The organism is Litoribacillus peritrichatus (assembly GCF_039537985.1).
Classification (GTDB): Bacteria; Pseudomonadota; Gammaproteobacteria; order Pseudomonadales; family Litoribrevibacteraceae; genus Litoribacillus; species Litoribacillus peritrichatus.
On the sequence record NZ_BAABBN010000007.1, the window covers coordinates 284,791 to 299,680 of the forward strand.

A 14,890-nucleotide genomic window follows, 5' to 3' on the forward strand; every position below is an offset into this window, starting at 1 on the left:
ATTCAGACGAATTTATATCAGGCTAACTATACAGATCGTATGCGGGAAAGCGACATCATATGTAATTGACATCGGAGAGATAATTTGATTAGCAGAAGATGAGAGGTTGGGTAAGGCCTGTTCAGGCTTTACCCAACGGTAAGCCTCTTAAAAAAAGAGACTTTCTAACCGTTTGTATACGAGATTAGTTAGCAACCACTTCTTTAGCCATACGGCCAAGGTCTGTGTGGTGAATCATTTTACCAAATTGCTTGGATGCAGATTCCGGACCGAACGCAATCACTGGTACCGGTGTGCTGGTGTGCGTTCCTGTTCCCCAGATGACGTTTTGTTCTTCAGCAACCGCACGACCAAGCAGGTCATGACGAACTTCTTCACCGTAAACATAGAATGCTTTGAAGTCGCTCACTTTCGGGAAGCTTTTTGCGCTCAGGTATTTGTGGTCGTCCACCTGATAGAAGTTTGGCTCAGACGCCAGGATTTCTTCCGCTTGTGCCAGTGTGATGTCGAAAGCGCTGTTTTCATTGACGATTTTCATCAAGTCCGCAGCGGTTTTGTCGGTTTTTGAGAACGCAGAGAACATGTCCGGGTAGCTCATTTTCTGAGCGTACATCTTGTCCAGAATGTCGAATGAACCGAAGTTGAAGTTTGGCTTATAGGCTTGCTCTTTAAAGCCTTCGCCGTTCAGTGCTTCCGGTGAAGGTATGTTGGCACGGGTATATGAGAAACCGAAACCGCCGGTTTCATGGTCAGCCGTAATAACCACTAAGGTGTCGTTACGGTCTTTGACCCACTCGTAAACGTAGTTGATGGTTTCGTCAAATTTCAGCATTTCATGCAACATGGTGGAAGCATCGTTGTCGTGGCCAGCCCAGTCAATACGGCCGCCTTCGATCATCAGGAAGAAGCCGTCCGGATCTTGTGACAAAATATTCAGCGCTTTTTCCGTCATTTCTTTCAGCGTTGGCTGAGTACGTGCCGGGTTGTCTTTGTTCAGTGTGTGTTGGATTCCATCCGCCATTCCAGAGTAAGCGAATAAGCCTAGTAGTTTGCCGTCTTTCACGGAATCCAGTTCGGCGCGAGTCAGTGCAACCTGGTAACCCGATTGTTCGGCTTCGGTCAGTAAGTTTTTCTCATCTTTTCGTTTGGATTTAATTTTCACTGTACCGTCGGTACGCTTGGTCAGCTGTTGATACAACTCGCCCTTGTCGTTGGCACTTTTCGGAATCCAGTGACGAAGGCCACCCGATAGCATGACGTCTGCTTTGGTTTCTAACATGTCTTCGGCGATTCTGTTTTCCAAAGAGCGATGCGCTCGGTGGGCAGCAAAAGAAGCCGGAGTTGCGTGGGTCAGGCGAGTGTCAGACACCAAGCCGGTGGCTTTGCCTGATTTTTGAGCCAGTTCCAGAATGGTTTCAGCTGGGTTGCCTTGCGCGTCCAAACCAACGGATTCGGAAGGAGACGGAACCCCTGTGGCTAACTGAGATGCAGAGCTGGCGGAATCTACAACGATGTTATAAGCCGGGTTATGTTGTGATAACCCCACAACACCTGCTTCCATGAACTTACTGATACCTGTTGGAGCGTCTTTGTAGATGGAGTTTGGTGCATTGGTCGCGTATTCCTGAAGCAAGCCCACTTGTTGTGGGCCCATGCCGTCACCAATCATCATGATCACATTTTTGACTTTAGCGTCAGCCTGGGGTTCTGACTTCTCTGCGGTTTGACAACCAGCAAATAAAATAACGGAGGATAAAAGACCGGTCAGAGCAAAGGTCTTCTTGAGTTTAAAATTGGTATTCATAGAGTCTTCCCTGTTGGGTATAGCGTTGATTTACTTCTTATTAACGTGAAGCGTATTGCAATTTGATGTCCAAAAAACAATATTTTGATGTCAATTTGATGACAGTAAAGCTTTTGTTGAATGATTATTCAATAACGGACTTAAGATGGGATGAATCGGCTATGGGAAACGTCGTTTAAGACGCTTTTTTACGAGGTGAAGTAGATTTTTTCTGGTACTTATTTCGTACTCTTTGGCTTGATTTGTATTTATTTGGTGCGTTTTTGATTGGGGTCATTGGCGCCATGGTCGTATTTTTGGCTTGCTCAATCAATTGGTGCAGTTGTTGACTCAGTGGCGTCATGAAGGCGTGGTAAGACGCGTCTTTTTGGCTGATGGCATTGAGAGTCGCCTCCCATTGTGCGGTCATGTCTGGAGTGGAAGCACTGTCCGGCAGGGCTTGAATTAACTGTTTGCCGGTGTCTGTGGCACGAATCTGTTTGCCGGAGCGACTTAGAAACTTACGTTTAAATAATAATTCGATGATGCCTGAGCGGGTGGCTTCTGTGCCAAGGCCATCGGTTTCTCGCAGTATTTTACGAATGGCCGGGTCTTTGACGTATCGGGCAATGCCGGTCATGGCGCTTAACAAGGTGGCATCGGTGAAATGCTGGGGTGGCTGAGTGTTTTTCTCAAGCAGTTGAGCCTGAAGGCTTTGCAGAGGTTGCCCGGGCGCTAATTCGGGAATGAGGGTGGGCGCTTCTTCGGTTAAATTTTTAGAAGCCGAAGGGAACAGTTGTTTCCAGCCCAAATCAAGATCTTGTTTAGATTTAGCGCTGAACTTTCCTTGTTGAATTTCGATTTCAGCACTGCGTTCGGCGTACTTATAGACGGGATAGAACAAAGCCAAATACTGGCGACTGATCAACTGATATATGTTTTGTTCGGCTTGAGACAGTTTGTTTGGCTGAGTACGTTTTTCTGTGGGAATAATAGCGTGGTGCGCTTCTACTTTATTGCTGTTCCAGGCTTTGGTTTTGATATCCGGGTTGGCGTTTTGGACGACTTCTGAGGTTGCGCCCTGGTTGTGTTCTATGGCTGCTAATACGGAGGAAGCCTGTGCGTGGTGTTCTGTCGGTAAATAACGGTTGTCCGATCGGGGGTAGGTGATCAGGTTATGTTTCTCGTACAAGCTTTGGCAGGTGTCCAGCGTTTGTTGAGCGGACATGTTGAATCGCTTAGACGCGTCAATTTGAAGGCTCGATAAATTGTAGGGTAATGGCTGTGCCTGTTGTTTCTGTTTGTTCTCAAAACGTTTAACGGTCGCGGGTTGGTGGCTGATCCGCTGCACCACATTTTCAGCTAAGGGCTTGGAGAGAACCCGGTTGTCTTCATCCATGTAGGGCTGGCAGGCTTCGCTGGGTTGCCATTTGGCAGTAAACGCTTCTTTCTGTTCGGTTTCTAAATGAGCCAAGACCTCATAAAACGGCTTGGAGACAAAGTGTTCAATCTCTTCATCCCGTTTTGCGACTAACCCCAAAATAGGCGTTTGCACCCGGCCAACAGAGAGCACACTGTTGAAACCGGCTTGACGGCCTTGCAGTGTGTAGGCGCGGGTCATGTTAATGCCGTACAACCAATCCGCACGCGAGCGTGCTAAGGCCGAGGTCGATAACGGAATAAAATCGCGATTAGGTCGTAAATCCGACAAGGCTTTTTTGATGGCAGGAGGGTTGAGGTCATTGACTAATAAACGTTGAGTGTTTGCCTGTTTGGTTTTTGGGGTTTTCAGAAAATTAATGACTTCATCGACCAACAGCTGACCTTCGCGATCCGGGTCGCCTGCGTGTACTAATGCGTCGGCTTCCTTGATGAGCTTTCTGAGGACGCTGAGTTGTTTACGGGTTTTGGTTTTGGCTTTTAATGCCCACTGTTCAGGAATGATCGGCAAGGTATCCATTTTCCATGATTTATATTGGCTGCCGTAAGCATCGGGTTCAGCTTGTTCGAGAAGGTGGCCAATGCACCAACTGACGCAATCGCCGTTGCCGACACGAATGAAACCGTCTTCTTTTTTATGAGGTTTTGGCAGTGCGTTGGCGATGGCTCTGCCCAGACTTGGTTTTTCGGCGATGTATAAAATCATGATTCTTATGTATAAATAAACAGTATCTTTGCAATATAACCAAATGGAGCCAGGTGTTCAATGTTTGTTAGAATCATCTTGTGACTTCGACAGACAGGCAGGGCCGGAAAGCCAGATGATTCGACGAATAACAGAACAATATCAATGTGCTGGTTGTGGACAGTGTTTTAAGTGCACCGATGCTGTGGATGGTTTTAAAGAGGGCTACGAAGAGGGTTTTCTTTGTCCTAAGTGTCAGGCCAACCTGGTGGAGTATGGTCAGTCGGATGATATCGCTGAATTGGACTATGGCATCAGTTTTACGCTGCTGAGTCTGGTGCTGTTTTATGGGTTGGAAGGTTCGGTGTGGGTTGCCTGGTTCGATTTGCACATGTTGAATGAATTTGCGACGTTTATGCTGGCTTGGTTACCGTTATTGGGCTCGTTTGTGACTTATAATCGTAAGGCGTTGTTTGGGAAAAGAATAGTGTATACCCGAAAGGTCAGGGCCAAACGTTAGTTTCGTTGACCCTGGTATTTAGTCACTAGGAATCATTTTCTAGTGTTGATTTCGGATGTCGTTGAGGCGTTTAATTAAAAACTCCAACTCGGCGCGTTGTTCTTGCTTTTCATTAACCTTTTCCTCAATTTCGTCCACTACTTGTCTCTGAAGTTTGACTTTATTGAGTCGATTGATGTTGGTAATGCCGCCAGGGTTGCAAACGTTTACTTCTAAAATCTTATCGCCGATCATATCCAGGCCAACTAGGAATAAGCCATCGGCAGCAAGTTTTGGCCCGACTTTCTTACATACATGCAGTTGGCTTTCTGTCATGACGTACTTATGAGCAGAGCCGCCTTGTTGAATGTTGGCCCGGATATCGCCTTCTGCCGGTTTTCTTTGGTAGGCGCCAATGAACTTGCCGTTCAGCATCAGTACCCGAACGTCGCCTTCTTCCGCTCCTTCCAGAAACTCCTGAAGAATTACGTAGTTACTGTTGCCTTGGCCACTGATGTAGAAATCCAGCAGGGAGTTGATATTGGATTGTGCGTTTTTCTCCAGGACGATGACACCACGACCACCTGAGCCATCCAGCGGTTTCAAAATCATTTTGTCTTTGTTGGAGTCCTTGACGACTCGGCGCAAGTAATCCTTGTTCTTGGAAACGTGGGTAATGGGTAAAAAGGTGTTGTTCGGATCGTGAAAGGTGGTGGTGTACAGTTTGTTGCTGGCTTTGCGTAAGCCGTCAACATCATTCAATACCACGGTTTCATTTTTTATGGAGTCCAAAAAGTTGAGCAGAATCGGGTCTAATGGAGGGTCTTTGCGAATAAACAAAGCATCAAACGCATGCAGCGGCACCATTTTTTCCTGAAAAGTTACCTTACGATAAAAGCTGTCGTATTTATCGGGTACACGGTCCAGAGGGTCGATGATTTTGACGAAACCATGAACAATGTTCTCCCTGACGGTCAGGTTCTGTGGGTACAAAACCGCTACCTTATGCTTACGGGTGATGCATTCCTGGATAATCGAAAGCGTCGCACTTTTGCCCGGCTCGATGTCTTCCCAGGCATTGATGATAAATCCGATGTACAAAGTCGTGATCTCACAAATTATAGAGTTAAATGGACTTCAATTTAACTCCAGAAACACGACTTTGAAAAGCAATTTATACGGATATTTACTGCAAACGTTAAAATGGCTTATAAATCCTCAAACAGCGTTTTTTTCGGTAAAATTGGCTCAAAATCAGCGGTGGTTTTTTGAGCGTTGGCGGCAAAACTTTTCATCATGTCGTTGGGGCGGAACATCCCTGACTGCCAGGTTGCCATGTACTTTAAACTGTCTGCTATGGAATGATCTCGGCTGAAGTTAATCATTTCTTTGCAGCCTGCCACAGCCATTGGGGATTGTTCGGCAATCTGTTTTGCGACGGTCATTACTCCCTCTAATAAGGCTTCCTGAGTTTCGAATACCCGGTTCACAAAACCCATTTCTTTCGCTTCTTGGGCAGAGAATTTTCGGCCGGTGTAAGCAAGTTCACGAGCGATGCCTCCGGGGACTAATTTAGGAAAGCGTTGCAAGGTGCCCAGGTCGGCGGTCATGCCCAATTGTGTTTCTTTGATGGTGAAAAACGCATCTTCGGTACAGTATCGGCTGTCGGTGGCACATATCATATCCACAGCGCCTCCGATGCAACCGCCGTGAATGGCCGACAAAACCGGCATACGGGCACTTTCCAGAACATTAAATACGTCTTGTAAATCCAACACCAAACGTCTCAGGCTTTCAGCCATACGGGCGGGGTCACCTTTGGTGGGCAGAGCTTTTGGGTTACTGAATACGGAAAGGTCCATACCTGCGCAAAAGTGTTTACCGGTTGAGGATAAAACAATGACTCTGGCTTCAGCCTTAGCGTCTATTTCTTCAATGACGCCTCGGAACTCCCGCCAAAAGTCGATATTCATGGCGTTTAACGCATCCGGGCGATTCAAAATTACATGAGCTATGTGGTCTTTGATTTCAACTTTTAAGCTTTTTAATTCCATGGACCTTTCTCCCGAATGGCGTGTCAGTGTTCGTTCAGAAACAGTTAACTATACAGTGTAAATATTGGTGTTAAAGAAGATACGATCAAACTTAACCTGTGTCAATGTCAGGCTCGGTGTCAGATTTTGGGTGTAAGCCTGTTGTGCGAATCAGTCACAAAGGGTTAACCATTGCGTTTTGCGATCATCATTGTTTTCAAGCCAGTGCTTCGCTGCTGCTTCCACCGAGAGGTTGTTGATATCAACCTGCAAAGTGATTTCTGCAATGTCCTGATTGGTGAACACCATTGCTTTAATGAGCTTGGCTGCGCAAGGGGATTTTTTGGGAAGTTGTGCAGAGATTGCCTTTTTTAGCCAGCCTCCGGAGGGGTTGCCGCAATCCCAGGGATATTGGTTATTTATTCCCCAACCAGGATCACTTTCACATGCCGGATCATAGGGTGGGAACTCGACAAAAGCACCTTCGTGGATGACCTCAACCCAGTTCGGAGTCCAGTTAAAAATAAGAATGGGTTGTTGCTTTGCAATGGCTTGAGTCAGAACTTGGTTGATGGCTGGGCCGTCCTTCAGCTCAATGACTGTATAGTTAAGGTTTAAGGCATGAATACGAGCTCGGTCGGGCTTTTCCCAAGGGCCGGTGTAATAAACGCCTTTGCCGTCGGAGTCTGGTGTGGCGAACAGAGATGCACAGGCGTTGAGCGCTTGCCAATTCGGCAGTCCAGGGCACAACTGGGTGACATAGGCTGGAAACCACCATTCTTCTCGGGTAATGGTATTATGGTCTCCGGCATCAACGACACGACCTTGTTGCACTTGCCGTTCAAATTGCTTGGCCATAGACCCTTCCCAAACCTCCATTTGGACATCTGCAGAACCACTACTTAACAAAAACCATTGGCCGTTGGCCCTGGCTTGAATGTAGTCCACGGCGATCCCTTTTTCTGTTAAGAGTTCACCTGCAATGTGGCTCAGTACCTGTTGGCTGGACCAGTCCAGTTTTAAAAGGGTGACAGGGTCGTCGGCAAAGACTGGCTTGCTAAGAGAAAGTAATGAGCAAAAAGACAGTAATAAACAGAGCGATATGCGGCTGTGATAGAGATATTTATACATAAAGAGCTCGGTTATGAGAGGCTCAGGTTGATAAGTATAGTTAACTTTTAATTGCGAAATAATACTTTTTAATGGGTCATAAGAACCATCTGTTGGCGCTTGGGTGTTTACTTTATTTCTCTACTGCACAGTATTGTTTGGAAAAGTGGACTACAGAGTTTATTATTTGGCGCAATTGATTGAAATATGAGCTATAAGCCAAGAGGTAATTAAGTGAAGGACGTTAAATTTAAGAAGGGAATCAATACCAAGTGGGTAATATTAACACTACCCTTCGTGCTGACCGCATGTGGTGGTGGAGGCGGGGGCAGTAGCTCTGACGCGCCGAGTACAGCTAAACCTAGCTTTAGTAATCAAGAATTACTTGAAATGCCTTCGGAGGAATTGAAGGTCGCTTTTGCCGCAATGGTAGACGAGCATTATGTGGGCGAGAGCCAGGAAGCTTCTCTTAATGAAGCCAACGCTCTGGACTTTGCCAGCGCCGCTTACGGTGAAGATTTAAAATTGCTGCTTTCTGAAAAACAGGTGACGGGGTTTGAGCCCATCGAACTGGGAGCAACGAGTGCCTCTGTTTCTCTCGATGATACATTGCATTCGTATTCTTATGCGTTACGACAGCAAGACTTAAGCGCGAAGGCAGCGTCAGGTGGTGTTTCAATAAGTAATAATCAACTGAATCATTTATGTCGCACAGGCAGTAGCAATTCGCTTAGGCAGTTTGATGAGTTTGGTGTTGGAAATGTGGTTACTGAATACACCGACTGTGAAATGAACGGAACTGTAGTCAGCGGACGAATCGTCGTGTCTTATTTGGATTCGGAAGGTACGAACGTTGTTTATCATTATGAAAATTTAGTAACAAAAGAATATATCGGTACTTTTTCCATGAATGGCTGGATTGAGGTACAAAATGCTATCGAGCCGAATGTTACTTTGAATAATTATGTCATTAAGAACATGGATAGCGGTAGGTCACTCAAATTTGAAGACTATGCTACAACAACCATTTATGCCAACTCCAATGAGCAAGTTTCAATCCAAGGGTCTCTGAGTTTATCCGATTCTGGTTCTGTTTCAATTTCCACCCCGCAAACATTAACTAAGAATTGGAGAACATTTATAGGTGGAACCATAAACCTGATAGGTGAAAATGAGTCTTTGGTTTCTGTTGAGTTTCAAGACTCTAATATCAAACTTCAAGTTGATTCAAATATTGAAGGGGAGTCGGCCTTAGGTATTTATTTGGATGACGAGACTTTAAGAACCGCAAACTATGACGGTGAGCAAATCAGTTTTGTGGCTTCTGAAGAACTAAGTCTGCCTCCTGCGGCAGGTAATGTCAGATTTATAACGTCAGATGTTAATACCCTAGATGAAATTGAAGTTGAATCTTATGGGTATTCCGACCCTGAAAACCAAGAGCTAACTCTCAGTTATCAGTGGTTGATTAATAACGAATCGGTAATAGAAACATCAAACGTTCTATCGGCCGGTACTGCAAAGAAAGGGGACAGTGTTTCAGTAAGGGGTCGTGTCAGTGATGGTGTGAATATTGTTTACACGCAGTTTAAATCTTTGACTGTGGGTGATGCACCCGCAGTTATTACGGTTTCTAATATACCCGTATCTGTTGAACAAAACGCAAGTGTGCAATTTTCAGCACAAATTACAGACCCGGACAGTGAAGAACCCTCTCTGATTCCTAATTTATATTTTGGCCCGTCAGGGATGACCATCGACGAGCAAGGTAATGTCTCCTGGCAAGCTGAAACCATAGAGTTTGGTGTTGATCAAAACGTGCATTTTCAGTTTGCTGATGCAGAAGGCCTTCCTGTTGGTGATGTTCAGAACGTTTTAGTGAAAGGGAATCCTGCGAAACGTCCGATAGTTAAATCCGGTTTGGATCTGATGACTAATTCTCAGGATCTCATTGCTGCTGATTTTGATGGGGATGATGTTGATGAACTTCTTTTACATGACTCTAAAGGAAAGTTTTATACGGCCGAATATAAGGACGGTTTTTTTCAGCAAGATTGGATGTATCCATTTGCGCTAGATACGGAGCATCGCATTGTTACTGTGTTATCCGGGGAGTTAGATAATGATCCAACACCGGAATTAATTGTGGTGACTCAAAAAGAGATTTTTGTTCTGGATGATTTGTCTTCTATTGCCAGAAAAGTATACAGCTATGAAACTGAGTATATATATTCGGCTGAGTATGCCGATTTAAATAATGATGATGTGAATGAGTTAGTTCTTTCAGTCAGCGAGTCTTCATATAGTAATTATAGTTCAGGTGAAATCCATGTTATTAATATGGGTACATTTGAAGTAGCTTCAACTGCTGCTTTTCAAGGAAATGCAGGAACCATTAAAGTAGGTAATGTGGATAATGACGCATACCTTGAAGTTGTGTTAAAAACAGGTCATGTTTTTGATGGTCAGCATTTGGACAATCAATGGTTCTATTCAGACGGATTCGGAAACACTAATGATGTAGGCGATATTAATGGGGATGGTATAGATGAAATCTTAGTGTATAAGTCTCAAGGCCGGATTCTTGAAGTATTAGATGCGCAATCTCGCTCAATAATGGCTTCGTATACTGAGAGTGGCTGGAGTCATTCTTCTTGTTCCATTAAAGCGTTGAATTTAGATGAAGACAGTGCCTTGGAAGTGGTGACGTCTAATTGTTTTTCATACAATAAACTAGCAATTCTTGACTATAATCAAGGTTTTTCTAATTCATATTCTTTTAATACGAACCTAGGCTCGCGTTTAAACATAGTGGGTTTAGGTGTGATTGGTGACAGAACAAAAGATCTGGTTTTACATGATATCTCAAATAACAGTCTTTATATGGCTGATATTTCACTTGATGACCCTGAAATTATAGATAATCGAGACCATCTACCTAACTTTAATAAATTTATAGCGTTAGGTGTCTCTGATCTACCGCCGTTGAACGGTGAGGCGGCTTTTTTAGTTCCTCACGCAAGTAATAGTCAAACGGGTCAGCGATTGATAACTATGGATGCAGAAGGAAATATTGAATTAAGCTCTCGTCTGAGCTCAGGTCATTCTGATGGTTATGGTGAGCTTGTCGATTACAACTCTGATGGTAATGTTGAGCTTTTATTTTTTACGCAAACCTATAGCGGCGCGGTTAACCTAGTTGACTTAGATTCATATGCTGAAATTTGGAGTTCCGGAGAGCATAGCAATAATATTAGGCATGTGACAGCGCATGATTTTAACAATGACGACGTGTCGGAAGTTATTTATTCAGATAATAGTCAATTAATAATACGAGATACGGTAGCTGAGTCGATTTTATGGACGAGCCCATCGAATGGATCAATTAAAGATTTTGTTGTAGATGATGTTGATTCAGATGGGGATTTAGATGTTGTTATTTATGTATCGAGTAGAATCTATCTCTGGACAAATACAGAGAATAGATTTACCAATACAGCAACTGTAAATCAAGAATGTAAAAGACTACTCGTTGGTAATGTTATCTCGAAAGAGTCGAAAGACATTCTGTGCTTAGGTTATTATGGTTATTCTTGGAGTGAATACCTTCAAAGGTCTGATCGTTTTTCGGCAGTTAAATATTTTAACACTTCTCTTGAGGTAATAGAGGAAATAGCAGTGACTGATCAAGTTATTGATATCACCATTAAAAAAGGTTGTAAACCAGGTTTATGTAATTTATTGGTAGCCTCTACAACCAGGACATCGAGTCATTCAAATAATAATTATTATCAAGATAAGTACAATGTCGGGTTGTACTCATCTAAAACAGGCCAAAAAATCTGGTCTAGTCCTGATTTAGTGGGTGTTGTTCCTGACAGAAGTTTACGTTACGGAAAAGATAATAATAGTTTAGTCTTCGGTACAAATGAAGCTATGTATATGACCAGATAATAAAACTGATAAATAAGGGGCTAAAAAAGCCCCTTATTTATTGGGTAAGTGTTTTAAACCATATCCTCAAACGGGTTTTTCAGATCCAAAGAAATCGGATTTGCGTAACCCGGCAACGTCATCGATTTCTTGGTGATCTCAATCTTTTCAGCATCAATCATGCCTTCACCGAAACGGTAGAATAAATCGAATTGCGCCAGATTGGCCTGTTCGCGGTATGCGTTTTGGTTGGCCTTGGTGGCTTCCAGTTTTTCTTGATACGTTTTAATTGCTTCTTCACCATGACGTTTTGCCATCATGTTTAAGGTTGCTTTCGGCGAAAAAATCACGGCGGTGGCGTTGTTGCCGCCAAATCCTTTGGAGTTAATGAAGGCCACGTCTTTCGGCGCACATGTTTCATGAGTGGTGGATATGTTCAGGTGTTGAGTGAACACATCGTCCGCGACTTTATCAATGGTGGTGATGCCCGGCATGATGTCGTGTTCGAAGATCCCGAGCGCCCAGGCAAGCTGGTCGCCGCTGGCAGGTCCGAGCGAGTGACCTAGGTACGCTTTGGGCGCGGTCACCGGCCAGTTTTCTATGCCAAAGGTTTCTGCCACGGTATGGAAAATGTGGGATTCGGTGGTTCGGTTCTGAGGGGTGCTGGAGCCATGAGCCAAGATGAAGCTGTCTTGCTGAACGGTTTTTTCTCCCAGAATATTTGTTGCCAGCGCTACTGCTTTGGCCATGGAAATGTAGTTGCCCGGGCCTGGCGAGGTAATGGATTTTTTCACTCCGTCGGCATTTACAAACACGTCAGCGGCGGCACCCAATACGTTTGCGCCTAGTTCAAGGGCGAGGGCATCGTCCATCAGGATAAAATATTGCGCCCCTTCGCCTAACGTGAAACCGCAGTTTTCACCAAACGGGCGGCTGGTGCGGGTGTAGTCGATGGTGTCTGAGCCGCCGATCATTTTGAGGTATTTTTCATTGGCCAGAGCCCCCATGTTGCCGAAACTCTCAGCGGCTTCGGGCACAATCAGGGCATCGGAGTTGCCTACAATGGCGGCGCGTATTTTTCCGCTTTGAATGTCGTGAACGGCGGCTTTTAAGTTGTAAAGAAAGCTGGCACAAGCACCGGTGGCGCTGATGGTGGAGCCGACATTGCCTGTCACGTATGCGTTGATGAAGTCACTGGGAGCGGTATTTAAGCTCATCGCAGCGTTTTTAGAACCCACGCGTTTGCCTTTCAGGCGGCCTTGCATGGCGTTGCCCAAACCTTCGTCATGCAGCTGACCTTGAGTGGAGCTGGAGTACGTGCCGATCTGATCCGGGTTCACTGTATTCAGAATGTCTTGCCAGTCGATGCCCGTTGAGCGGATGGCGTCGGTGGCACCGAAGATCACGTTTTGTAAACCACGAGGCTGGTGGTGGCTGTTGTATAAGCTGGCAGGATCAAAGCCAGTCGGTAATTGACCTGCGGCTTTAATCGGGTTGTCGAGTGTGGAAGGTAATAACACATCCAGGCTACCAGCGACAGAGACTTGCAGAGTGCCGGTTGCTTCATTGGCTTCGTTCGTTAATTCCTGGATTGACCAGCTGGCGGGTAATGGTCTTGGCAGGTCTTTTTTGGCAATAGTAAAGGTTAAAGACTCGTTTTCTGAGGAGAGGGAAGTTTTTTGCTGCCAATAAGTTGCATCCGGGTCAAAGTGTTCTTTTTCAATCTTGCGGATTAATGTTCCGGCTAACACTTGTTCGCCGAGTTTGGATTCAATTTCAGTGGCCTGAATCGGGTTACCTTGTTGGTCGAGTAACTGACCGTCCTCAAAACGAACCAATTTCATTAGACACGCTAAGCCAAGGTAGGTTTCTTGGCGAAGTTCATCGGATAACAGGTCTAAAACGATGCGACGGAAGCCTTGATGAAAGGATGTTCTTCCGGAGGCATTAATGCCTCCCATGCCGACAATTACAGGTAATGAAGTCATAAAATTTCCATACAGCCGATTTGAAATGGTGCAAGTGTACGCTGTTTTGATGAAAAATGGGTGAATTTTATGTTATCGAATGTGAAATGCGGGCGCTTGAGACATGAAAAGGTCAGGCATAAAAAAGGCCAGTTAATGAATAACTGACCAAAGGGAAAACAAGAACGTTTTGCTGTAAGGGTCAAAACGTTCTTGAGACGAGCACAAAATACGACGCTTTTTTGATCTTTGTTATCGGAATTTCAGCGCGCCGGCGACCGCAATGCCGATGAGCAACACATAGCCTAATTGGCTCAGGGTGATGGCTTCGCCTAACAGCAGTGCTGCAAACGTTAGCGTCAAAAACGGTTGTAGTAATTGCAGTTGACTGATTCTGCCAATGCCCGCTTTGGCCATGCCGTCATACCAGAAATGGAACCCTAACCATTGGCTGACGAAAGCCAGAAAGATCAATGCCAGGCCTGCTTCCAGGTTCCAGGTTGCCTCGAAGCTGGCGTTGTAACCGAACGCAAGCGCAGAAACCGGCAAGTACAGAATAGTCATCCAGCAAATGGTTTGCCATCCGCCCAGAGTTTGAGCTACCCGAGCGCCGACAGCGTATCCGCCAGCGGCCGAGATTAATGTCACCAACAATGAGAAAGGCAGTGATACCGATAAATCGTTGCTGAAGTAATGCACCAACAACCCAAAGCCTGCAAAGGCACTGATCCAAAATCCGATGTTATGGCGTTCTTTGGCCACAAATACCGCAATGACAGCCGTAAGCAAGGGTAATGCAGCTAACGCTACGCCCATTTCAGTGGCTGTGGTTTGTTGCAGTGCCAAGCTGATGCCGTAAGGAAAACCAATACAAACGCCCAGTCCGGCCACGAGTAAGCCAAAGGTTTCTTTCAGTGTTGGCAATCTGGACGACAGTTTACCGATCAGTGTCAGACTAAAGATGCCTGCCAGTAATATTCGGAAAGCGGCTATGGTTTCCGGACTGAAACCGGTGAGTGCAATTTTAGTCATAGGTACGGTCAGGCTGAACATAATGACAGCGACCAAGCCTTTGGTAATACCAATGGCTTTCGGACTCGCTTTAATGCCAGGGTTTTTAATCGTGGCATTTGAAGTGTGAGTCAGTGCATGCTCCCCGGAGGAGGATGCAGTTGAAAGTGAATTCCGTTGTGCGAATAAACGGTTCATGTTTAACCCTCCAGTTGTACCTATGATGATTGTTTTATGTGTTTTTATGATTGTTGAAGAGGGCGTGTTGTCACTGCCTCTCAACGTAGAACCATTGTCCAGAAAATAAACAAGCTCAGTTAGAGGCAGTACAGTTTTATAAAACCAGTACAGTTTTGAATTTTTTCAAAACTGTACTGGTTGTTTTCGGATAAACTGTACTCAGTCGCAACACAGAAATGGGTGTACACT

Annotated in this window: 9 protein-coding genes; 2 read left to right on the forward strand and 7 right to left on the reverse strand. The window is 45.1% G+C overall.

Annotated features, from left to right (window positions below; genetic code table 11):
• Positions 1 to 184 precede the first annotated feature (184 nt).
• Both ABD744_RS11015 and ABD744_RS11020 read right to left on the reverse strand, forming a co-directional pair.
• Positions 185 to 1,804: an alkaline phosphatase gene (locus tag ABD744_RS11015; protein WP_344798455.1), complete on the reverse strand. Its 1,620-nt coding sequence runs from the start codon at positions 1,802 to 1,804 to the stop codon at positions 185 to 187.
• Between the two features lie 175 nt (positions 1,805 to 1,979).
• On the reverse strand, positions 1,980 to 3,929 hold the full coding sequence (locus ABD744_RS11020) for a DNA topoisomerase III (protein ID WP_344798457.1): 1,950 nt from the start codon (positions 3,927 to 3,929) through the stop codon (positions 1,980 to 1,982).
• Between the two features lie 64 nt (positions 3,930 to 3,993).
• Between ABD744_RS11020 and ABD744_RS11025 the strand changes: the two genes are divergently transcribed.
• Complete coding sequence (locus ABD744_RS11025) at positions 3,994 to 4,428, forward strand: hypothetical protein (protein ID WP_344798459.1); 435 nt, start codon at positions 3,994 to 3,996, stop codon at positions 4,426 to 4,428.
• A gap of 39 nt (positions 4,429 to 4,467) precedes the next feature.
• Here ABD744_RS11025 and gshB read toward each other — a convergent pair whose 3' ends face one another.
• The 3 genes from gshB to ABD744_RS11040 form a co-directional block, all read right to left on the reverse strand.
• On the reverse strand, positions 4,468 to 5,508 hold the full coding sequence (gene gshB, locus ABD744_RS11030) for a glutathione synthase (protein WP_344798461.1): 1,041 nt from the start codon (positions 5,506 to 5,508) through the stop codon (positions 4,468 to 4,470).
• Between the two features lie 107 nt (positions 5,509 to 5,615).
• Positions 5,616 to 6,461 carry a crotonase/enoyl-CoA hydratase family protein gene (locus tag ABD744_RS11035; protein WP_344798463.1) on the reverse strand — a complete coding sequence of 282 codons (846 nt, stop codon included), beginning with the start codon at positions 6,459 to 6,461 and terminating at the stop codon, positions 5,616 to 5,618.
• A gap of 150 nt (positions 6,462 to 6,611) precedes the next feature.
• Positions 6,612 to 7,571, reverse strand: coding sequence for an ABC transporter substrate-binding protein (locus ABD744_RS11040; protein ID WP_344798465.1), 960 nt, complete (start codon positions 7,569 to 7,571; stop codon positions 6,612 to 6,614).
• A gap of 213 nt (positions 7,572 to 7,784) precedes the next feature.
• Here ABD744_RS11040 and ABD744_RS11045 point away from each other — a divergent pair, with 213 nt between their 5' ends.
• The gene (locus ABD744_RS11045; RefSeq protein WP_344798467.1) at positions 7,785 to 11,504 is read left to right on the forward strand and encodes a hypothetical protein; all 3,720 of its coding nucleotides are present in this window, start codon (positions 7,785 to 7,787) and stop codon (positions 11,502 to 11,504) included.
• Between the two features lie 53 nt (positions 11,505 to 11,557).
• Here ABD744_RS11045 and ABD744_RS11050 read toward each other — a convergent pair whose 3' ends face one another.
• A complete protein-coding gene (locus ABD744_RS11050; protein ID WP_344798469.1) occupies positions 11,558 to 13,471 on the reverse strand; it encodes a beta-ketoacyl synthase in 1,914 nt (637 codons plus the stop codon).
• A 231-nt stretch (positions 13,472 to 13,702) separates the two neighbouring features.
• The gene (locus tag ABD744_RS11055; RefSeq protein ID WP_344798471.1) at positions 13,703 to 14,659 is read right to left on the reverse strand and encodes a DMT family transporter; all 957 of its coding nucleotides are present in this window, start codon (positions 14,657 to 14,659) and stop codon (positions 13,703 to 13,705) included.
• Positions 14,660 to 14,890 lie beyond the last annotated feature (231 nt).